Below are 21751 nucleotides of genomic sequence, written 5' to 3'. Positions count from 1 at the left end.
TATGAGTGGGGGAAGTCCATGGACAGCATCGAGCGAGCCTTTGTCCTCGTCGCATTGACCGGCTTTGACGTCATGGTCGCCGGGATTACTTGCCTTCTTCTAATCTCTTGAAACGGCGCAGCCCGCCAGCCTGAACCGGCCGGCCTCCCCGTGCTGCATCAGTTCAGATTGCCAGAGGCGGCATGAGTTGGCAGTTGGCCTGCAAACGCTTCCGAGGCAACCAGGTCCGCTCGCATCACGTAATAGCGACTGTGTCTGGCCGCGCCACGGTTCTGGGGATTGCGAATTGCGAATGAAGCGGCGTGGGCGAGCCATCGCTCGCGAGGAAGCTGAGCCTTCTGAGCAGCGGGGTGCGTACCGCAGCGCCTTGTGCCCTCAAAAAAGTCTATACACGGTCGCTCCGTGGTCGGTGGACCATTACCCGTTGCGCGCGGCAGATCAGTTATTGATTTTCTGGCGCTCCCTAGGGGAATCGAACCCCTGTTTCAGCCTTGAGAGGGCGGTGCGCGGAAACTACCGCAAACCACGTCACTTGAAAAACCACCGACTGATCATACCTTTAGTAACAGCGACAAACTGTGGCGAACTGCCACGCAAGCCGCGATGTTTGGTTCAATCGCGATTGGCTTCCAATTAAAAAGTTCGACCTCCAACTTTTGGACGGATTTCAGTAGTTCTCAGGTGCATAGAGGCCGGGAGTACTGATCCGAACAACGAGGCTGCACACTTTGAAGAAGATTCTAATCGTTGGTGTTTTCATCTCCTTGACTGTCGTCAGGGCGCTTTGCGCCCCCCTAGAGCTGCCTTCGACATCTTATACTTATACGGTCCTGGATCAGGACCTCGCGGCCGCACTGCAGGAATTCGGCAACAACTTAAATATCCGAATCAACGTCAGCACCGAGGTAAAGGGGCGGATTCGCGGGCGGATGCCTGATCTCGCGCCGCGAGAGTTCCTCGAACGCTTGAGCAGCCTCTACAATCTTCAATGGTATTACGATGGGCTGATGCTTTACGTAAGCGAGGCCCACGAGGCGCAAAGCCGCCTGCTTGTCCTGAATCCGATCACCTTCGATACATTCAAGACGGCCCTCGACGCACTTAACATCTCCGATGACAGGTATGTCGTGAGAGCTGCACCAGGAGAGGGCCTCGTCTTCGTTTCTGGTCCGCCCCGCTTTATCGCGCTTATCGATGAAACGCTAAAGGGCCTAATGGCGGAGGCACAGGCGCGCCGGAGCCCTATGCGAGTCGAAAAGCCGCCGACCGAGTCGGTTCTGATGTTGTTTCGTGGATCCTCAAGTACGGTGGTTCGCGACGGACGACCGGAGGGGCCTCCTTCGCCCGACGCCTCGCATCAAAACAGCGTGGCTCAAGCGCCTGGTCCAGGCCAGAGATAAATTGACAGCAAGTAAGCGCTTACGACGGCACTCAATGCGACCGCGGCATGCTTTGTCAGCGCGAAAGAGATGCTGCCAGCATGAGAGCGCGAGACCCAGACGATGGGCACCGATTGCCGTATGGATGATCCGGAGCAGCACTAGCTACGGGTTTAGCTCCACTCTCAAGTCCGACAATCTCAATCGTTTAAGACATACGTCGGCAAACGTTGTCTGATCCTATCGTGCCTCATGGCGCATAGAGCAGACACTAACCGGCTTTTCGCGGGGCGGCAGGCGCGGCTACGTCCTATTCGTGTGCCATGAGACGCCGCAGAATCATTTCCGGCTCGCGTCTTCTACCGATTCGTAGACCCGAGTTCTCAATCCCGTGCCGCGTCAAACATATCTGGCGCGAATTCGGGTGTTGAAACTACGCCGGAACTTTTGGCACCGCATTCATGTCGCTTCAGGAATTCCTCTGAGCGCCGTCAGCTTCTCGAAAGCTAACTTCCACTACCATAAGGGGCGAGTATCTAGAGGGCAATGACCCTATAGATCGCACGGAACTGAGCGCTGGACGGCCACGAGTAGCAGGGCGACCTGCTGGAATCTGCCTATCGACACTTAGTTGTTCGTCGCGAACTCGGGCTGCACCATATGACAGGGCTGTGGCGCAATCTCACAGCAGAGGATGTATAATGTCGGTCAACAACCTATCCCTAGCTCTCAATACAACCGGTGCTTGGTCCGGGCCTGCTCCCGGACTCCCACCGTCGCAGGAGCTGTCGACATTCGAGGCGGTGCTGGCAAGCTACGCTTCGAAAGACGTGACAGGCGATCATTCCGTACCTCCGGATCCCACGTCGGCAGGGGCGACCGAAGACCTCACGGCGGAACTCACGCAGCTGGCGCGGAATGTCCTACCACCTGATGTCAGGGCTGCATTGGATGCTGATTATGGCCAGCCACCGCAGCCAACCTCTGCTGCGAGCTCTAATGCGATTGCAGCTGCGCCGGTCCCGAGCTCACGGATCACATGGAATAGCGGCACTCTGACTGACACCGAGTTGCAGATTGTGTCGGTGCTGAACCGTCATAAAGATAAATGCCCTCTCGATTGGGCGTCGCTCGGAGATTTGGCGAAGGACTCCTCCACACCGCCGGATCTGAAGGCGGCGATCGAGGCGCTGCAGCAGGATCCGGAGCTCTTCTATGCGATAGGCTCACAAGGCGACGGCCGCTGCGGCGGGAAAATCAAGGCCGGCGACCTCTCCGGGTTCTCCGATTCTCACCCGCAGGTTGCTGCCTTTCAGGAGCAGCAGGCGCAGAGTTACGAACATAACTACATTCCGTCGGACGTCACCGAAGATGGCCAGCCAGCGGTTATGACCGAGACCGATGCACTGCGCGAGCTCTATAGGTATTCTGACGACCTGCCCAAAAACCTGAGCCTCGCCGATTTCACGGAGATCGTCGATGGCGAGGCCAAGACCGGCAAATCCCCACCTCAGGTTCTCGCGGCCGCTCAATACTTCCTCAATCACCCCGACAAATGGAAGCAGTTGTATGGTGGCTCGATAGATAAGGTCCACAAAGAGGACTTCTTGCAGGTTGCTTCATCATCGATGAACCTCACTCCAGCCGAACTGGGTACGTTGGACGTGATCAACAAGAACCAAGGCCCGTTTTTCGGGAAGGGAGACCTGACCCGAGACAAGCTAGCGAGCATGGTCGACGACAAGAGCCTCGCCCCCGACGTGCGAAAGGCGGCGTCCCAGTTGCTCTCGGATCCTCTCTTGTTTGGATTACTGAACAACTCGATCACAGGCTACAAAACACACCACAAATTCTTTGACTTCGGCGGCGGCCATACGGTCGATTCCGGCAACATCAGCAATAACGACTTCACTCATTTCTTCAGCAATATGTCTGCTGCGAACCGCACCGCTCACCAATTGAAAACGCATGTCGCTCAAACGGCTGGCGAGCAGTCCGCCGTCGCGGACATGATGGCGGGCGTTGCGGATCAGCCCGACATCAAGTCACCCAAGAAAAACGGCGGCGCCTTCATGCACGGGCTTGACGGCGTGCTCAAGGTTGGCTCGAACGTGCTCGACTGGGCGGCGACGGCGGTTGGTGTACTTGGCTTCATTCCAGGCTTGGGCGAATTGACCGATCTAGCGTCAATGGTGCTCGAGAGCGAGGCGCAAGCAGCAAATCTTCTGCATACAGCCATCTCAGGCGGCAACATAAAGCAAGCTCTGGAAGAAGCGGGCCTCAGTCTTGCGGCGCAGGCGGTCGGCTGTGTCGGCGGCCCAGAGGTCAAACTAGCCATGCGCGAAGGCTTGGCGAAGCAAGCGATTCAAGAAGCCGCTACGGCCGGCGTCAACCTTCCGGTCTCGATGGCACAGTCCTACGCCGAGGACTATTTGAACAACCTTAAGGTGCGGATTGAGTCCGAGGGCATGCAAGCTGCAGGCGTCTACAGCTAGTCAGATTGTCTGGCCTCTCAGGTCAAGACTGAGAAGCTAGGCGGGCTTGCGCAGCGACCGTGCGGTTGGATCCCACTGCCTACCGACCGGGGCGCGCAAGCTTGCCACCTATTCGAGCTCCTTACGCCGACTTCGGAGGACTTGTTTTGTCGGTTCACGAACCCGTAATCTATGTTCGGCTCTATTCGATCAGCGGTTCCGGGACCAGTAGCTGAATTTGTTAGTTCTTAACACCGTGACAGAAGCGGATGGTGCCGATGAGGATGCTCGCGCGACTGAGATGAGCACATAGGGCAGAACGGATGAGGAAGGCCGCCGCGCGAGCCGTGGCCTTGCCCGCTTTGCGCGGAACTGATTGATCGCGGAGAGGCGTAGCAGGATTTAGGATCGCTCTTTGCGCTCGCTTGATCTCAGCAATCTCAACACTCCAGGTATTCTTTGGACGGATCTAGGCATATCGCCGCTTTCGCGCGGCGAAACGCAATGCCGGAAGAAATGTCGCCGCCGACCGTAGGCCGGACGCTGTAGCATCGCGGCCTGAACGGGTTTTTTATCCTCAACGCGTTCCGCATAAAAGCTAGCTTCATGATCAACGATATCGCCAGAACCAAGCATCAATCATGGCTTTTCTTCGCACAAAACAGATGATCTCCGCCCGTGGGCGGTACCACTCACGTCGAATTGGTTGATCCGGAAAAACCGACAATTTTTCTAAGACCCGTCAGGTTGTCGAAAGCTAATGCTCGCACAATGAGGAAAGCAAAGATTGCCTTGGCATGATTGAATTGACATAGGAGAACGCGATGCGCATTCCGAGTTCGAGCGCCGATGCGCGCATTGATCCCGACCTGCATGCGTCTCGTAACGAAAAGAAAGGCTCGCGCACACCTGACGACCATGACGATCATGGCCGATCGCCAAGTGCAAGCAGTCCTGTGAATGGCACATCCAATCCGGACAGCAGCTCGCAGGAGGCCGCTTTGCAACAAGCATTCAGCGCAGCTCTGCGAACCGCGGCCTTCCAAATGGCAAATAACGCAATGGCCCGTTTACACGAGGACATTAGCGACGAGGATTCCTGACGTCGGATCTTGCGACATCAGGAAATAGGAGCCGCGCCCGAGCGGCAACATCCGAACAAACAGGAGAAACAATATGCCTTCTAGTAAGGTTGGTGCGACTACTGCCTCGACTGCGGGCGGGGCAGCTGGCACTGCGACTGCTGCGGCTGGCACCGCGGCTGCTGAAGCTACCGGAGAGGCGGCGTGGAATGCCCAAATCGCCTCTCTGACTACGGCGAGCCTGAAGACAACTGAGAGGGATGTGGAGCTTCGTGTCGTTTCAACAGAGCTCTCGAGCATCAAGAAAGTAGCGGACGAGCGGGTGCAGTAATGGGATGAGGTGGGACCACGCTGTCGTCCTACCTTCGGCCCTTGTGCCAAGCTCGCTAACGAGCCGTACGGCTTTGCCGTACGGCTCCGTTGCTGTTCAGGAGACCCAAGTCTGTGAATGAGCCAAATTCCCTACATTTCGAAGTGCTGTCGGGACTTTACTCCGGACTAACCGGCAAAGTTGGCTCGGGATCATGCCTGATTGGCGGCGAGCTGGACGCTGATTTGGTCTTCGTCGAGCAAGGGCTCGAACGCCATCACTTTCGTATCACCCCGCGCGGCAATTCGATCGAAATTGAGCCCCTTGCCAGGGAAGTCAGGATCGAGGGGCACGAGAATATGTCCCCGAACGAGCCCGTCGTTATCGCTCTTCCCGCTGTGATTCATGCCGGCGAGATGTCCATTCGTTGGTCCATAGAGAATTCTAAAAAATCTGGCCAGATCGGCCGCCGGCTCGGAATAATCGCCGTGCTAGCTTCTGTTTTGACCAGCTCTGTCGCGGTCGGCTTAGTCTCAATCAGTTTCCTGCGGACGGACAGCGCTGTCGCCCTGACGCCCGACCTGCCCCGTACCGCGGAAGTCGCACCCAAGCTGGCGATCAACGCTCCTGATGCTCTGTCGACCGATGCAGCTGCCCACCGGCTGCAAAAGGAAGTCGATGAATTGGGTCTTTTCAACATCAAAATCAGGTCTGAGGCAGGCGTTGTCAGCGCTGGCGGAACTGTGACGCCCTCCTCGTTAGCAAAATGGCAGGAACTCCAGGAACGGTTTGATCACGATGGCAATGGCGCAAATGTTCTTGTCAACGCGGTAGCCGTCAAAGAGGAGAAGACGCCGGCCCCAATTGCCGTCCAAGCCGTTTGGCGCGGAGTTAACCCTTATCTGGTTGTCGCGGGTCAAAAGTACTTCGTGGGCGCGCTGTTGAATAATGGATGGACCGTCAACGGGATTGAGCAAGGACGTGTGCTGCTAAGCCGGAATGGCCAGCTTCTTGCTCTTCCCTATTAGAGCTTCACCCCGCAGCAAAGATGGAAACTGACATGACTAGGCTGCCCCAGCATTCGGTAGAGCCTAGCGCCTCTTTTCAGGCGCTCGACATCCACGATCATTCACCTGCCCCCACGCCGACCACTCCTGAAGCCAAGGACATTGAATTCGAGAGAACGCATGCAAATAGCGGCAAGAGTCCCGCTATTTTTGATGACACGCATCCGCGAGATCTGTCCGTTGGCGCCACGATTGAGACCACAAAGGAGCTTAACTCGATCGAATCCGTCTCGCGCATCAACGTCAACGAGGCACGCGCTCAGAACGGTGAGATCAGGCCAGGCTCAGAACTTACTTGGCTTAACGGTCCTAATCTCGCAGGCAACCTGCTTTCCTTCGTCACGCCCCGACTACGTGATTCGGATGCTCTGCGCCCAGAGAAACACGGCGTTCTTCTGGAGCGTTTGACCGATTCACTGTCGGCTGCGCCAGAGGGTTCGGCGTCACGTGAAGGCGTCGCCATTTTAAAGCTGGAGCTGCAACGGCTAATCCTGCTCCGGCAGAATCACAACGGCTTGATCAAAGGCTAGGAATGGCCGAATCCGGCGGAGTGCAACACTTCAGACCCACCTCGTCACCAAACCCTTCAAGAGCCGCTGAGGACTTGCTCATCTCACGGAATGAGCGTGATTTGCTCTGCGCGATTTCCTATGTCCATCTTGCGTGCGGGCAGAGTGCACAAAGTCTAGCTCTCTTGCGAATCCTCGCTCACGAACATTCTCAAGATGTCGAGCTGCTCCGCATTCTGGCTTACGCTCTCATCTCCCAGGGCCACGGCGACGAAGCACTGGCAGCCCTAGACAGGCTGGACGAACTTGACGACCAGCCGTCGTCGCGTTTGCCACTGATGCTATTGCGGAGTCATGCCCTGCGTCAGGCTGGCCGCATGGATGAGGCCCGAGAAATCTTCAAAAGCTATGTTTCATTGCGGAGCAGCGCAGCTCCAATCAAACAAAAATAGGCTCCTTATGGCCAACGTCCTACGCAGTCTCATCGTGCGCGCACCGGCTAACCCAGATTTGATGGTCGCGTTGATACTTCTTCTGGCCATCGGAATGATGATCATGCCGATCCCGATCGTGGTGGTCGACATGCTGATCGGCTTCAACCTCGGTTTTGCCATACTGCTGCTGATGGTCGCCCTGTATCTCAAGACGCCAGTTGATTTTTCGTCCTTGCCGGGCGTCATCCTGATCTCCACCGTCTTTCGTCTAGCTCTTACAGTCGCAACGACGCGGCTGATTCTCGCTGAGGGCGATGCTGGCAGCATCATCCATACGTTCGGCGATTTCGTCATTTCGGGTAACATTGCCGTCGGAATTGTCATATTCCTAATCGTGACGATGGTGCAGTTCATGGTTCTCGCCAAGGGCGCCGAACGCGTCGCAGAAGTGTCGGCGCGCTTCACGCTCGACGCGCTGCCGGGCAAGCAGATGGCGATCGACGCGGAGCTGCGCAATGGGCACATGGATCAGCACGAAGCTCGCCGTCGACGAGCAGCGCTGGAGCAAGAAAGCCAACTTCACGGCGCCATGGACGGCGCTATGAAATTCGTGAAGGGCGACGCCATCGCCGGGCTCATAGTGATCTGCATTAACATGCTGGGGGGTATCACAATCGGCTTGCTGTCCAAGGGCATGCCCCTTGAGGAGGCGCTCCATCAATATACCATCCTGACAATTGGTGATGCGCTAATTTCCCAGATTCCGGCTCTACTGCTGTCAATAACAGCAGCAACCATTGTTACTCGCGTCAATGGTCCTTCCAGGCTCAATCTTGGCGGTGATATCATCAGCCAGCTTACGTCCAGCACACAGGCGCTGCGGTTGGCCGCCGGCGTGTTGATTGTAATGGGGCTCGTTCCGGGCTTTCCCTTGCCTCCATTCATGATGCTGGCCGCTATCTTCGGCGCGGTGAGCTTTATCGGCGTTGGTGTGCACGGCGGTAAGACCGCCGCCGAAACAGGGGTCAGCAGCAGCACCGGCGCACCTCCAGCTGCGTCGCAAGCTCAGAAGCAAACCTTGCCTGCAGAGGCACTTCCAATCACCCTAATCCTCGCACCAAACCTCGCAGATGCAATCGATAAGGAAGAACTTGAACGCTCCATCGGGCGTGTTTCGGCATTGGTTTCATCTGATCTTGGTATCACAATTCCGCGTATACCCACCAAAGTCGACCGGCACTTACCTGAATCGCAATTCCGGGTAGACGTTGAGGGAGTGCCCGTAGGGCAGGATTTTGTTGAGCCGACGCAACTCTTGCTCAACGACGACCTGGCGAACATTGAATTGAGCGGTATCCCCTTTCGGCAAGACATAGAGTCAAATCGGATCTGGATCGAACAAAGTCATGCGCCGGCTCTCAAACAAGCCGGAATAGGTCATCACCGTCCGAGCGAAGTCGTCGCCTTGCGCGTCCAGTCGACGTTGACGCGCTATGCACAACGCCTGGTGGGTATTCAGGAGACCCGACAATTGCTGGGCCGGATGGAGCAGGAATATGCCGATCTGGTGAAGGAGGTGCTGCGCACGACCCCGGTGCCTCGGATCGCCGATGTCTTGCGGCGCTTGCTGGACGAGGGCATCCCAATCCGCAATACTCGATTACTCCTGGAGGCGCTGGCGGAATGGAGCGAGCGCGAACAAAATGTCGTCCTGCTCACCGAATATGTTCGCTCCGGTTTGAAGCGACAGATCTGTCATCGCTATGCCAACGGCCACCGTGTGGTGGCCGCCTTTATTGTAGAGCGTCAAACCGAGGATATCGTGCGCGGTGCGGTGCGCGACACCGCTGTGGGGCCTTATCTGGTTTTGGAGGATCGCGAGAGCGAGATGTTGCTTTCGCAGTTCCGCAAGATCAATTCGAGCGTCGCACGTGGTCAGAGCCAACCCGTCATTCTGGGTTCAATGGATATCCGGCGTTTCCTTCGGGGTTTTCTCACCCGCAACGGGATCGATCTGCCTGTTCTGTCGTATCAGGATCTCGCTCCGGATTTTACGGTCCAGCCGATTGGATCCGTCAAGCTCGAGGCTTCAAAACATAACACTCCCTCAGGAGAGCGTCGTGACCCGTCGCCGCAGCCAGCTAACAAAGCACAGCAGGTGGTCGCGAAATCGTAGTCTAATTTGCATCAGTTAACTGTCGGGCGGCGAATTGTTCTCCTTTGGTTCGACGTTGTACTCAGCCATCCTTGCTTCGCTTGCCTTTCTGCTACTCGGAGGTTCCCTAGGACCACGTTTTCACCGCAGGAAACGCCCGCTCCAGATCCACCAGGCAGCAACGAGGTCGATCCTGCTATGCATGAAGACATGCTTCCGCTCTCCTAGCGATGCTGGCCAGGAGACTTTGCGCGAAACGCTGAAGCAGCAACGAGGTGACGTGCTGCGATTCCTCTTGCGGGCCATGCTGGCGCGCAAGCGCTCGGATGAGGCACCTGAGGTGCTCGACAAGTTCTACTTGTCAGCCCCTGCGGTCCTGCGCGTGCTGAATGCGCGAAAGGGGTTGTACTCGATGACGAGGGGCACCACCATGAAGCACGAGCGTTATATCGGCAAGCTCTCGCAATGGCTCCCAACAATCCTATGCTCAACCACCTCAAGCTGTCGATGGTGCTTGCTGAGGCTGGCAAGCGTTACACAGTAGGACGCGACCAGCCGCTCAGCCAAACGGTTCTAATCGCAATGGCTAAATCGCGCGCTGGTAGCAGGCAGCATCTGGTGCCGTCCGCCTTAGAATGCCTCCGATGGACGTGAAGTTGTCGTAGCGTTACCCACTAGCACGATATCGGTGACATCTTTTTGGCGTGTTCAACCGAAGCGGTCGAAGACACTCGTCCTTCAGATTAACTCATCAAACCGAGAAATCATAACCGCTCTGATGTTGAACATTGAGGTACACCTCGAGCAACCACCATAATGCCGCCAGCCGCGCGAATGATTCTTCCTTTACAGGGTGCTAATGAAAAAGCCCCGACTTGAAGCCGGGGCTTTGTTGACGTATTCATCCCCGCAGCTCATAAGCGCCGCGGTGCCGTCTTTACTGCACCTCATCCAGTCGAGGTGATCGGTTTCGCTCGGCTCAACCCTCGACCGCAAGCCGACCATCTCGAAAGAATGCTTGCAGATCCGCGTTACATAAAGTCACCATCCGAATCGGACGCTTGTGCAACCTCATCATCACTGTCAACTTTAGATAGATAACGCTGAGAACTAGTTGCACGCTGCCATTTACCGTCGTCGTTGATTCTCCACTTTCCGGACCTGGCTGCATCGAGCACCATGTCGTCCTCATCGACTTCAACGAACCCCATGCTCTGTGCCCGGGCTTTCGCTTCTGGATTGGCAGGACGCCAGTTCACCAAAGGCCGTTCGCCGTCTTGCCGAAGTTGATGCTCGAGCAGAATATCGCCAGCGTTCGTGACCAGCGGATGAGCAACCTGGAAATCGACAATTGAGGTGACGCTATCTGCTCCGGGGAACTGTTCTCGCCACCTGTTGCTTTCGAAGTCAGTCATGCTGAATCCGGGCTCCGTTCTTTGGAGCCCTACGCTCTTATTTCCCAGTTGGTAGCTGTAATATCGGGCATCATCGGAATCTCTTCTGATGCTATAGTCCTTGGCAACCTCCGAAGTGCGCTTGGCTCTATCCGATACAAATTCGGAGTACTCGTGTGGATTGTTGGCGATTCGGTTGATTTCCTCGCCATGAAAGTTCCTCACTTCTCTCCTGAATGTCGCTCTGTCGATCTCGACCACAGGCGGGCTTGAAGAGAGAGAATAACGCGAAGATGAGCTACCAGCTCCATCCTGCAATCGCATCCGAGCGAATGCATCCGAAACGTCTTGGTTTTCGGAATCCGAGTGCTCAGCATGGTAGTTTTCATACGAGGAACTACCGGACCAATCGTTGATTCGACCGTACATAGCGTACCCTACTCCTTTGGATCATACGTGTTGGGTTGTTTGCAGGTCATTCGACCTTATCCCCCCTTAGACAGCTTAGCTGTCCACAAGCTGACGCCAGCAGATAAATGGAGGTTTAGCTGTGATCGCGCGCAGTTCGTGCGATCGTCTTCGGACGGCCTTCATCAACTCCGCTGGCATCGACCTCTCTTCATACGCAGATGGCAGCCGATTGCGCCTGTGGGTCGTGGTCGACTAGTTCGGCCATTTGGCTTGGCGCTCACAAGATCCCAGCAGCGGCTTTCCCGCAGCCGGCGTTTCCCGACCGCCTGAGATTCGTGCCTGAGGAGCTCGGTAATAGGCGCTCCATCGCCCTGAAATGGGAGATCAAAGACGGCGCGCAGATCAAAGGTCGGGAGGAAACGCCCATCCGGGCGTTCACTGCCCCAGTATCGAACCCACATCGTTTTATCCGTTCTACAAAAGGGAGATCATGGCCGCTAGGGCTGGCGCGATTAGCCGAATGCATATGGGGCATTCGAAGCCGAAGTACCGGCTATGCATGGTTCAAGAGCGCTCCTCTTTGACCATGGTTGCCGCCAGCGCGATCCTACTTAGCCTAATGCAGCAATCGCTCCGCAAGAAGGCCGGGCATGCATCAGCCGAAACTGTGAAACCCTCTGGTCGGGTTGTCCGCGCATAATGCTCGACGAGTCGGATGTTACGGCGACACTATCCGGGAGGTGTTGGGGTTTGGCGATACAGCCGCATCAGGTCAATCGCTCGAAGATGACGTTGATGTCTGTCATTGCAGTAAGCCGGTACGACCTACATTCCATCAGATTGATGATCCGTGCCCTGTTGCCCTTAAGAAAGTGCTCACTCGGCTCGCACTGAATGACAGCGGGTCTGATCCGCTCGTAGTCGATGGCTTTGATCAGATCGTGATCCAGTCCTTCGCAATCAATCGATAAAAAGTCGATTTTGTCCGCATAAGGGATCAATAGCTCGTTGATGCCGACGGCGCTCACTTCGATACGGTCGCGTATACCTCCTAAGCCATCGAAGTCGCCGAAACTTTTAACATGTGCTTCATCCACAGAGGACAGCTCATGGGCGTTTCCGATGAATAACGTGGCAAACGCCTGCGGAGCGGGCAAGACCACTGACGGAATGAGAACGTCCCTCGGTCGCGCGGTTCGGATCAGCGCCCCCAACTCAGGATTTGGTTCGACCAGAACACCTCGCGCGCCTTTCTGGTACATCAGATAGGTACTCGAGGTAGAGACGGGGTGATTGGCGCCGATCTCGACGTAGAAAATACTATCCCAGGACCTTTGGCTCTTGCAGAGTATCGCAGCAAAAATTCCTTCCAGAATCACGTCCTCTCCGGCTTGTGCATAGCTAGCCGGGGCAAAGTGTTTGATCCGAGAGTGCGGAAGACTGAGCCTATCGACCTCCTGGATAATGGACTGGTTTTCAAACTCGGAAAACATATGCGCGCTCTCCACTGCCGCCTGCTATCTTGGGACCTGCCGCTACGACCAGCTTGCAGTTGGCAGCCCTTTGACATTCCAGCAATCGGCGTGCCACGCGTGAAATATGTTCTCCCTTGCGCAACGTAAGAGAAACACGCACGCATGCCAGTCGACCACTGCAATGGGCCGCGACACTTTGTCGGGCTCTCAACATTGAAGCGTCAACCGGGCATCCATGGCGCGACGTACCGCTCTAAAGGGCTCGTACGTCTCGCATGGTGAAGTGTGCTATGGCGATTTCACCTCAAGGCGCGCGAGGTTCGCTTGTCAAGCGCCGTCATGCAGTTGGGGCGATCCAAGCAACAGAGGTAAAAATGCGATAGATCGATAACGAGCGTTGCATGCTATTTGGAAGCAGGCATCGTCTGACATGGAGTTGCCGGATGAGCCGCCTTCGCAGAAGCACGTCCACAGACATCGCGCCTGTCATGAACGGAGCCGATGTCGCTTTGTCGGCCTGGACTGCGCGGCGACAATCCAAGATAATTTAAGCCAAGAACCTAGGCTGCCGCCAAGCGTTGCTCTCGTCATTCGATTGGCGGCTCTCAGTTCTCGATCGCCTCGGGCCACGCCGTGCTGCGCATCCTCGAGCCCACAATCAAAGACTGAGAACGGCTTTCATCGTCTGATCACAAGAGGGGGGCGATTCGGAGCATCGAACATCGGCCATTAATTCGCGCAAGCTTCTCTCGGCCCGCTTTCGGCCTGCAGGGGTTGGCATCTCGAACGTAAACGGTGACAAATCGAAGCCGCTTTGTGTCCGGGGCAGCAACGATCTTAGCAGCGGAAAAGGCAGATACGTTATCGTGGCTGCGTTGATAGATGCCGCAATATTGCTTTCGATGGTCTTGAGAGTTTGCGGCCCCATTCTGTGGAAGCGAAGTGCTTGCTTGCGCTGTTCGGGCGACAATTCTTTCCATATCCGCCAGAATGCCAATTCATCTAGTGTATCGATACCCATGCCGTAGTAGTTCGGAGCCACTATAGGGGGCGATCCGAACGCCCAATGTACGGCTTTGGCTCCCGCCGAAAGCAGCATACTCGTGACAGCCTGGCTCGTGTCTCCACGAATGAGGGCCTCATCGACCATAATTATCGTGCTATTCGCAAGGCTATTTCCCAAGGCGCGGTACTTTTGAGCAATGCGAGACCTTCTTTCGCTGAATGTGCCAATGAGAGTTCGCTGAAGAGATTGCGTTGCGGCGACTTCCTGACGTTGGGCGAACACGCCGCAGTCGGCAAGAGATGCAAACAGGCCGTCGGCGTACGGCCCCCCAGTATGCGGCATGGAGGAAACAATAATGGGCGCGGAGCCCGGTCCTTTTTGCAGTCGCTTCGCAACAATGCCACCAAGGGCGAACCCGATGTTGTACCGGGTTTCGAGATGTGATTGGCCTTCGATCGATGTGTTCGGATTTCCTAAGTAGAGAGTTTCGTAGGCGCAGAGTTTGGTCTTATATCGCCGGCTGCTCACAGGGCCTTCAACACAATGCCCCGTTTTCCTGTCTACATACTTGATGTGGCCTGGCAAGATCTGCTGGTTATTGCCTTCTAGGCCGGAAAAAGCACAATTTTCCGAAGCAAAGAGCAAGAACCCATCAACTGTTTGCATTGCTTCCAGTGGTCGCAAACCACGTCGATTACGGTACGCAACTAGATCCCCTTCTCCGTCTAGAATAAGGGCGCTAATAGCGCCATCAAACCGATCATCAATGTCGCGAAAGACTTTTTCGTAGTTGACCGATAGATTGTGCCGCCAAAAGTCTCTTTCACAAGAGCATTCGATCCACTTGAGCAAGAGCTCAGCGTCTGTGTTGCCGCTTAACCTATGGCCCTGGGCGAGCAATTCTCCCCTGAGCTCAGGGCCGTTGACCAAAGCTCCATCCATAGAAATTGACAAATGGCGGCTGGTGCCCGCATTTTTGTGAATTGGCTGAAGGTCGCCACCGCTGATCCCGCGGCGTCGGCTATGGATATGAGCGATTGCGACATGGGGTCTAAAATTCGGATCGTCTTCACCGTCCTCAATGAGCACCGAATCGCACGATGACTGAAGCGCGCTCGCGTATCGAACACCTTCCTTGTGCATAAACGTTGCGACACCGATTCCCGCCTGCCCACGAAGGGCAAGTTTCGGAACCATGTGCTTGAGCTGATCATAAACCGTCGCCCGTGAATTGCTTGAAGAGCGTAGAAACGCAGCAGCAATACCGGACATGCTTTCAGCCCCTCCTTGAAAGAACCGATGTCCTTGGGTCCATCACAGGCGACTGCATTTGACCGCCAGCACATGAAGACGTGGCTCCGTCTCCCGTTAAGCAAGCGCCGTACCAGACATGAGACGTGTCGGCTCGCGCCGCCAGAGCGACGGGACTGAAGAAAATCTCGCCGTTTTGTTCGTAACGATGATCTCGCGAGGTTCAGATCCGGACACGTTGTCTGAAGCGCGACGCGTTAGTAGTCCTTCAGGATCCGCCAGGACGTCCGCGATGTCCTGGACGGCTCTGTCCCACTCTCTCCACGGACCTCGAGCAGTGGATTGGACGTCGCGGAGTTTCCGTTCGTTGGGTTCACCCCGAGGAACACCAGCGGCTTATTCAACAGCATCGGCTTGATGGCAGCCGGTTCATAATCGTAACCGGCGTGACGCCCCCACCTAGCCATCCCTCGGCTTGCGCGCGATACAGCCTGGCATGAGCGGTTCGGTGGAGGTGGAACGATGGCAAATGCCATGCTTGATGCCAGGCAGGAAGGCGATTCCTATCGTCGCGTCGAGGTGATCACCGGGGAGCGCCGGCGGCGACGATGGACGGGCGAGGAGAAGGCGCGGATCGCGGCGGAGAGCTTTGAGGAGGGTGCGAACATCTCCGAGGTGGCGCGGCGCAATGGCGTTTCCCGCGGGCTGCTCACGGTGTGGCGACGCCAGGTTGCGGCGGCGGTGGCCGGCAAGGCGCCGAGCTTCGTGCCGATCCAAATTGGTGCCGAGAGCGACGGCGAGACGGCCGGCGAGTCCGAGCGCAGTTCGCCATCACAGACGAGGCCTTTCGAGATCGCCGCGCCGCCGGCGAAGGCCTGCGGGGTGATCGAGATCGAGCTGAGTGGGGTTCGCATCCGGGTTGAGCCGGGCGTGGAGCTGGCGACACTTTCGACGGTGCTGTCGGCGCTTCGGGGCATCCGGTGATTGCACTACGCTCCGACCTCAAGGTGGTGCTGGCGGCGCAGCCGGTCGACTTTCGCAAGTCGGTGCACACGCTGTCGGCGCTGGTGAGCGAAGCGCTGCGTGCGAACCCGTATTGTGGCGACGTCTTCGTGTTCCGCAGCAAACGCATGGACAGAGTGAAGCTCCTGGCGTGGGACGGCAGCGGCATGGTGCTGGTGACGAAGTGGTTGCACCAGGGGCGTTTCACCTGGCCACCGATCCGCGACGGTGTGGTGCATCTAAGTGCGACGCAGCTCGCGATGCTGCTCGACGGGCTTGAGTGGACGCGTGTCTCACCCAAGCCTGTGAAGCAGCCGGCCGTTGTCGGCTGAGAGGTGAGGATTTCGCTGGAGCGTGTAGCGTGCGCATGTATCGTTCGATCATGGCGATTCGCCCCGACGCTCTGCCGACCGATCCGTCAGCTCTGACCGAGATGGTGCTCGCGCTTGACGCCGAGAACGAGAAGCTGCGTGTGGCGATGCAGACGCTCAAGGAGATGATCTTCGGGAAGCGCTCAGAGCGACTTGCGGTGCTCGTGGACGAGCAACTCGCGCTTGAGCTGGGCGATCTCGAGACCGATGCCACGTTGCCTGTGCAGGCCAACGACGATGTGCCTGCGGCGAAGCCGCCCGGCAAGGTGCGCAAGAAGGCGCGCCGCAACATCGGCGCACTCCCAAAGCACCTGCCGCGCTGCGAGCAGGTGCTGGAGCCGGAGGCGACGGCCTGCCTGTGCTGCCAGGGTCAGCTCCACAAGATCGGTGAGGACGTCAGCGAGGTGCTCGACATCATCCCGGCGATCTTGCGGGTGCTGCGCACGATCCGTCCCAAATACGGCTGCCGCAGCTGCACCGATGGCGTGGTCCAGGTGAAGGCGTTGCCGCGCCTGATCGAGAGCGGCATGGCCTCGACCGCGCTCGTGACTCACGTGGTGGTCTCGAAGTTCGCCTGGTATTTGCCGCTGTATCGGCAGGTGCAGATTCTGGCCGGCCAGGGCGTCAATCTCGACCGGGCGACGCTTGCCGGCTGGGTGAAGCGTGCAGCCTGGTGGCTCAAGAGCCTCTATGAGCTCCAGCTGCGCACAATTCAGGCCTCGCCGCGCGTGTTCTGCGACGAGACCCCGATGCCCGTGCTCGATCCCGGACGACATCGCACCCGCATCTGCCAGTTCTGGGCGCATGCCATGGATGACCGGCCATGGGGTGGCCCTTCGCCGCCGGCAGTCGCCTACGTGTTCGCCGACGGCCGCGGCACCGAGGAGATCGCCGGACAATTGACGGATTTTTCCGGCATTCTGCAGGTGGATGGTTATGCCGCCTACAAGGCGCTCGCCCGCGGCCATGGTGGCGCGATCCAGCTTGCTTTTTGTCTCGCCCATGCCCGACGCAAATTCGTCGAGATCTACAAGATGATGCAGTCGCCATTCGCGCACGAGGTGATCGAACGCCTGCAGGCGGTCTATGCTATCGAGGCGGAGATCCGCGGCAGCAGCGCCGAGCAGCGGCTGGCCGCCCGCCGCACCAGGAGCGCACCGTTGATGGCAGCGCTCAAGGCGCGACTGACCGCCATGGTCGACCAGCTCTTCTCGCAGTCGAAGCTGACGGAGGCGATCAACTACACGCTCAATCACTGGGACGGGTTGACGCTGTTTCTCCGCGACGGCCGCGTCGAGGTCGACAGCAATACGGTCGAGCGTTCCATGCGCCCGATTGCCATGGGGAGACGCAACTCATTGTTCAGCGGTAGCGACGGCGGTGCTGAGAGCTGGGCAATCCTGGCGTCGCTCGTGAACACGGCAAGACTCCATGAGCTCGATCCGCAGGCCTATCTGAACGACGTGCTGGAACGCATCGTTTCAGGGCGAACCAAGAGCCATCAGCTGCACGAGCTGCTTGCCTGGAATTGGAAGGCGGCACGCGAGCGCGTCGCACAAGCTGCCGCATGAGCCCACGTCGCCATAAAACATCGTCGTCGATGGCCGCCGCCGCGATGCCGCTTGCGGAACTCGAGAGATGGCTCCAAGCTCGCGTCGATCAGCATCCTGCCGCCACCAGTCTTCCCATGCTCGACGGCTACGTCGCCGCGATCGTGGCTGGACCAGTGTCGATGAGCCCACTCGACTGGATCTGCCCGCTGCTCGCCATCGATGCCGATGCTTTCAACCACGGCGGCACTCCGGAGTTCGCGGCGATCTCCGCCGTTGCGCTGCGTCATAACGAGATCAGCCAGACCCTTTCGACCACGCCTCGCCAGTTCGCGCCGATGCACCGGCGTGAAGTCAATGGCGATATCGATGCGCGTCCCTGGTGCCAGGGCTTCTATGTCGCGATGCGGCTCAGGCTGTCGGCGTGGGCGCCGTTGCTGGACACCAGCAACGTCAATCACGGCCTGCTGCTACCCGTCCTGCTGCACTGTCGCGACGATCAGGGCCGTCCGCTGCTCGGACCGCCGCGAAGCGGCCGCGAGACCGAGGACTTTCTCCGCAACGCCCACCTCGATATTCCAGCGGCCGTCGAGGCGCTGCGCCAATACTGGATGCCGATCCGCTACGCACGCGCCCGCTGATCACAGCGGACGTGGGAGCTCATACCGGTTACTCATAATCGGCAAGTTCGTTGCACATCATTCGAGCCCAGTTTGGAATTTGACTCATAGAAGTCCGGCCGATCGCAACGCTCATCGTGACCAACCACGGTTCGCCGGTTACGGGCAGAAGCGGCCATCAACCCAACAACACCCCTCGCCGAATCCGCCGAAAACGCCCGTCGCGGAGATCGGCATAACTTTACCGTTCGTAATCAAAGCAAGCGAGATTGCAGAAGAGGCTAACGAGGATGCCCCGACTTGAGACGCATTCTAGTCTTCGGTTGGCTCGGCCCGGCGACGAGCTTCTTGGTCATCGCAGCATTGGCGGCCTTGGTTGGGGCCCACCTATTTCAGCAGTGGCAGTTTTTCTTGCCCATTGTTTATAGTGTCGCGCTCATCTCATCCCGTTCGGTCTGCGGGGCTCGACCATCATCTGGCTAATTGCTGCCTCGCTAGCAATGATTGCAGGTATCATAGCTCTGGGAGAAAGGGGGATACAAGTTTGATCGGCTATTGCGGGTAGGAGAGGACGTAGTGCCACTATTCACCGTAACCGTCTGCTTCTGCGCCCCGGGCAAGAGCTGGCACCAAGATACATCGCGACACGTGACACACACGGCGGAAGCAAGCAACGGTGTGGAAGCTGTCATCATGGTTTTAGCAGATCTTGAGTTCGACGCCCGCGCTGAGCTGGTGCACTTCATCCATGTCACCAGTCCTAGAGACGGGTACTAAGGTCCTGCACCAAAGCTCCGCCCCGAAGAGGGGTTTTCCGCCTTCGGCCGATCACGACATTTGCTGCGGTCGCACAACGGCGGTCGCTATCAGAGCGAAGCGGACGTCTATGAGCACGCACCGCTAGTATACAAAGTTGAGCTTTAACTTCTGATCCTCGTGGTCCTTGCCCGCGGACTGATCAAGCTCGTGCGCGACGCGGTCCCTTGCACAGCGAGCATGACCGTTGCTGGTACCATAGAGTTTCTGATCCGCCGACCGAATCCTGATCAAGCTCGCGTCAAGCGTACGACATTCAAAGAGCGGCAGGATTGGGATTAGGTGTTCCTGCCAGGTCGCAAGCGGTTTTGAACACCGCCGCCATACCTTCAATTCTGGCGGGGAGGCTTCGCGCCAGCCCTTGCCTGTCTCGGTAGGAGCAGAACAAATGATATTGCTGTCCGTCGGCGAAGTGTCGTAGCTTTTCCGTACCGGAGGTCTGGTTTGCATCGCTATCTGTTTTACCCGGGGCTGGTTTTTTCACGTGATCTTTTGACCCAGCGCGAAATCTGACTTTCATGGGCCGCCATTTGGCGGCCTTTTCTCTCGAAGATCGTAAGTTGGCGGCATTTGCATTGTCGCGCATACGCGCATGGCGTACCAACTCTATTCTGCGAGCTCCGGCAAGGCGGTCGGCTCCGATCCGTGAACTGAAGCAGCGTGGCTATCGGAAAGTACCTGTTGTACGACGGAATGAGCGGGCACCTGATTTCCAGAAGGGGACACCGACTGGATCAAGCGCATCGCGGGCCGCTAGGCTACTCTAAAGTGGCAGGCACTCGATCATCATGTGACCGCCTGCCCCCAAAAGAATGCGATGTATCAGAACTGGCCTACGAGCAGGTCAGTCACGTCCCGTCAGCGGCGGAAAGGAAGGGTCGGATAGCCGCACGCTCGTCCATACTTGCGTATAGGCGAGTATACTCTCGTATATGCGCTAAGATTCTATCCAGATTCATCGTCACGTCGTCTGCTGAAAAAAGAGAGTTTTAATCGAGAATCGATATAGCCACTTGCATTAGTTTCATCCGTAGTTTGGGGCACCGATGTGGCACAATCGAATATCTAACCTGGCGCTGGCGTTGTTTGTTCCGGCCGCAACGGTGGCTGCCAATGCGGACGCGTTGTCAATTCACTTCTGGAGCGGCCTGCTTGTCGGTGGATTGATGTTGGCTGTTTCGTTTGCGACATCGCCGCGAAGGCAGACCTCAGAAAAGACTTTGGAGGAGACGATCGCAATCAACGCCTTTGATTCGCTCAAGGACGGTATCGCAGTTTTCGACTCCGACAGGTGCGTCCTGAGTAACGATGCCGCCGCTCATATACTTGGCTTTTCCAATAGACAAGAAATGAGAGGGTTGGCACTTGCCGCGCTTTCGGTTGATCCGCAGCCAAACGGCAAGAGCGTTGCGCAAATGTTCGAAGAGACTAATAAGTTGGTCATGCAGTCGGGTCATGTCACAATCGAGTGGTGGCTTCGCCGCAAGGATCAGACTTCCATTCCAGTCAGGACAAGCCTTATAGTTTCTCAATTCGAAGGACGTCCAATAGTTGTGTGTGGTTGGCAGGACATAACTGATCTGGTCCGTATGCGCGAAGAGCGGCTCAGCCTTGCGAACAATTTTGAAAACGACGTGTCGCGGGTTGTCGATGTTGTCGCGAGCTCGATTCGGAACATGCAAATAGTCTCATCGGCAATTCGGTCGTCCACAGACGATGTTTGCCTTCGCACAGACGGCATGACGGGACTCGTGAAGAAGACGGAGGAAAACTCAAGCGCTGTTGCGTCAGCTGCCCAAGAACTATCTGCTTCAATTTCCGAGATCAGCAGGCAAGTCTCGACTGCGGCGAACATTTCGCAATCCGCGCGAGATAAAACGGTGCACGCGGAAGCAACCCTCAACGAGCTCGTTGCGTCGATTGCGAAGATCAGCAGCGTCGTTCAACTCATCGAGGGAATAGCATCAGAAACCAATTTGCTGGCGCTTAACGCCACGATCGAGGCCGCGCGAGCTGGCGAAGCCGGTAGAGGCTTTGCAGTGGTGGCCAGCGAAGTGAAAAATCTCGCGGCCCAGGCAGCAAAGGCGACGAGCGAGGTTGATGCTCAGATTGTCGCCATTCAGGATAGGACGGGATTGGCGACCACAGCGATGGCTGACATCGCTGAGATTATAGACAAGATGGGCGAAATATCGAGCAGCATATCGGCTGCGATAGAAGAACAATCGATTGTTACGAATGACATCTCGAAGAGCATCACACACATCAGCTCGGATATGGGCGAGGCATCCCGAGATATTGACGTACTCAACGATGCGTCGCGCGCCTCCGGCTCGTCGGCGGGCCAGGTCGTGGATAACGCCAAAAAGCTGAGCAACAATCTCGGTTCGTTGGAGGGGCAGGTCAACGACTTCTTGATCAAAATACGAGCGTAACGCGTGGAGT

General features: G+C 57.1%; 16 protein-coding genes and 1 tRNA gene. 12 read left to right on the top strand and 5 right to left on the bottom strand.

Features of this window, described 5'->3' with window-relative positions:
* Window positions 1-454: 454 nt before the first annotated feature.
* A tRNA-Glu gene (locus ACNJYB_RS06340) sits at window positions 455-523 on the bottom strand.
* Window positions 524-728: 205 nt separating this feature from the next.
* On the opposite strand from ACNJYB_RS06340, the gene ACNJYB_RS06335 reads away from it, so the two are divergent.
* From ACNJYB_RS06335 to sctV, 7 genes are all read left to right on the top strand, one after another.
* Complete coding sequence (locus tag ACNJYB_RS06335; protein WP_439373195.1) at window positions 729-1400, top strand: secretin N-terminal domain-containing protein; 672 nt, start codon at window positions 729-731, stop codon at window positions 1398-1400.
* Between the two features lie 680 nt (window positions 1401-2080).
* Window positions 2081-3874, top strand: a complete 1794-nt coding sequence (locus tag ACNJYB_RS06330) for an HrpF/NolX family T3SS translocon protein (RefSeq protein WP_439373194.1) — start codon at window positions 2081-2083, stop codon at window positions 3872-3874.
* Between the two features lie 803 nt (window positions 3875-4677).
* Window positions 4678-4956 (top strand): hypothetical protein, encoded by a 279-nt coding sequence (locus tag ACNJYB_RS06325; protein ID WP_439373193.1) that lies wholly within the window; start codon window positions 4678-4680, stop codon window positions 4954-4956.
* A 423-nt stretch (window positions 4957-5379) separates the two neighbouring features.
* Complete coding sequence (locus ACNJYB_RS06320) at window positions 5380-6273, top strand: SctD/MshK family protein (RefSeq protein WP_439373192.1); 894 nt, start codon at window positions 5380-5382, stop codon at window positions 6271-6273.
* A 32-nt stretch (window positions 6274-6305) separates the two neighbouring features.
* Window positions 6306-6842 carry a hypothetical protein gene (locus tag ACNJYB_RS06315; protein ID WP_439373191.1) on the top strand — a complete coding sequence of 179 codons (537 nt, stop codon included), beginning with the start codon at window positions 6306-6308 and terminating at the stop codon, window positions 6840-6842.
* 2 nt (window positions 6843-6844) lie between these two features.
* On the top strand, window positions 6845-7273 hold the full coding sequence (locus ACNJYB_RS06310; protein WP_439373190.1) for a tetratricopeptide repeat protein: 429 nt from the start codon (window positions 6845-6847) through the stop codon (window positions 7271-7273).
* A gap of 7 nt (window positions 7274-7280) precedes the next feature.
* A complete protein-coding gene (sctV, locus tag ACNJYB_RS06305; RefSeq protein ID WP_439373189.1) occupies window positions 7281-9431 on the top strand; it encodes a type III secretion system export apparatus subunit SctV in 2151 nt (716 codons plus the stop codon).
* A 1010-nt stretch (window positions 9432-10441) separates the two neighbouring features.
* Here the strand turns inward: sctV and ACNJYB_RS06300 are convergent.
* From ACNJYB_RS06300 to ACNJYB_RS06290, 3 genes are all read right to left on the bottom strand, one after another.
* Complete coding sequence (locus ACNJYB_RS06300; protein ID WP_439373188.1) at window positions 10442-10825, bottom strand: hypothetical protein; 384 nt, start codon at window positions 10823-10825, stop codon at window positions 10442-10444.
* Between the two features lie 1157 nt (window positions 10826-11982).
* Complete coding sequence (locus ACNJYB_RS06295) at window positions 11983-12708, bottom strand: FkbM family methyltransferase (protein WP_439373187.1); 726 nt, start codon at window positions 12706-12708, stop codon at window positions 11983-11985.
* A gap of 640 nt (window positions 12709-13348) precedes the next feature.
* The gene (locus ACNJYB_RS06290; protein WP_439373186.1) at window positions 13349-14968 is read right to left on the bottom strand and encodes a hypothetical protein; all 1620 of its coding nucleotides are present in this window, start codon (window positions 14966-14968) and stop codon (window positions 13349-13351) included.
* Window positions 14969-15469: 501 nt separating this feature from the next.
* Here ACNJYB_RS06290 and tnpA point away from each other — a divergent pair.
* The 4 genes from tnpA to ACNJYB_RS06270 are packed head-to-tail and all read left to right on the top strand — an operon-like array spanning window position 15470 to window position 18511.
* The gene (tnpA, locus tag ACNJYB_RS06285; protein WP_439369410.1) at window positions 15470-15931 is read left to right on the top strand and encodes an IS66-like element accessory protein TnpA; all 462 of its coding nucleotides are present in this window, start codon (window positions 15470-15472) and stop codon (window positions 15929-15931) included.
* Window positions 15928-16281 (top strand): IS66 family insertion sequence element accessory protein TnpB, encoded by a 354-nt coding sequence (gene tnpB / locus ACNJYB_RS06280; protein ID WP_027577378.1) that lies wholly within the window; start codon window positions 15928-15930, stop codon window positions 16279-16281. Before tnpA ends, tnpB begins: the two co-directional genes overlap by 4 nt.
* Window positions 16282-16331: 50 nt before the next feature.
* Complete coding sequence (tnpC, locus tag ACNJYB_RS06275; protein ID WP_439375474.1) at window positions 16332-17891, top strand: IS66 family transposase; 1560 nt, start codon at window positions 16332-16334, stop codon at window positions 17889-17891.
* Entirely contained in the window at window positions 17888-18511 is a 624-nt protein-coding gene (locus ACNJYB_RS06270; RefSeq protein ID WP_439369411.1) for a UPF0149 family protein, read from the top strand. The genes tnpC and ACNJYB_RS06270 overlap by 4 nt, the downstream gene beginning before the upstream one ends.
* 1051 nt (window positions 18512-19562) lie before the next feature.
* On the opposite strand, the gene ACNJYB_RS06265 is transcribed toward ACNJYB_RS06270, so the two are convergent.
* Window positions 19563-19790, bottom strand: coding sequence for a hypothetical protein (locus tag ACNJYB_RS06265; RefSeq protein ID WP_439373185.1), 228 nt, complete (start codon window positions 19788-19790; stop codon window positions 19563-19565).
* A 562-nt stretch (window positions 19791-20352) separates the two neighbouring features.
* On the opposite strand from ACNJYB_RS06265, the gene ACNJYB_RS06260 reads away from it, so the two are divergent.
* On the top strand, window positions 20353-21741 hold the full coding sequence (locus tag ACNJYB_RS06260; protein WP_439373184.1) for a methyl-accepting chemotaxis protein: 1389 nt from the start codon (window positions 20353-20355) through the stop codon (window positions 21739-21741).
* Window positions 21742-21751 lie beyond the last annotated feature (10 nt).

Origin of the sequence: Bradyrhizobium sp. SMVTL-02 (assembly GCF_051853005.1) — a bacterium.
Lineage (GTDB): Bacteria > Pseudomonadota > Alphaproteobacteria > Rhizobiales > Xanthobacteraceae > Bradyrhizobium.
The sequence above is the reverse complement of the archived record's forward strand: the minus strand, read 5'-3'. Positions and strand labels throughout refer to the sequence as shown.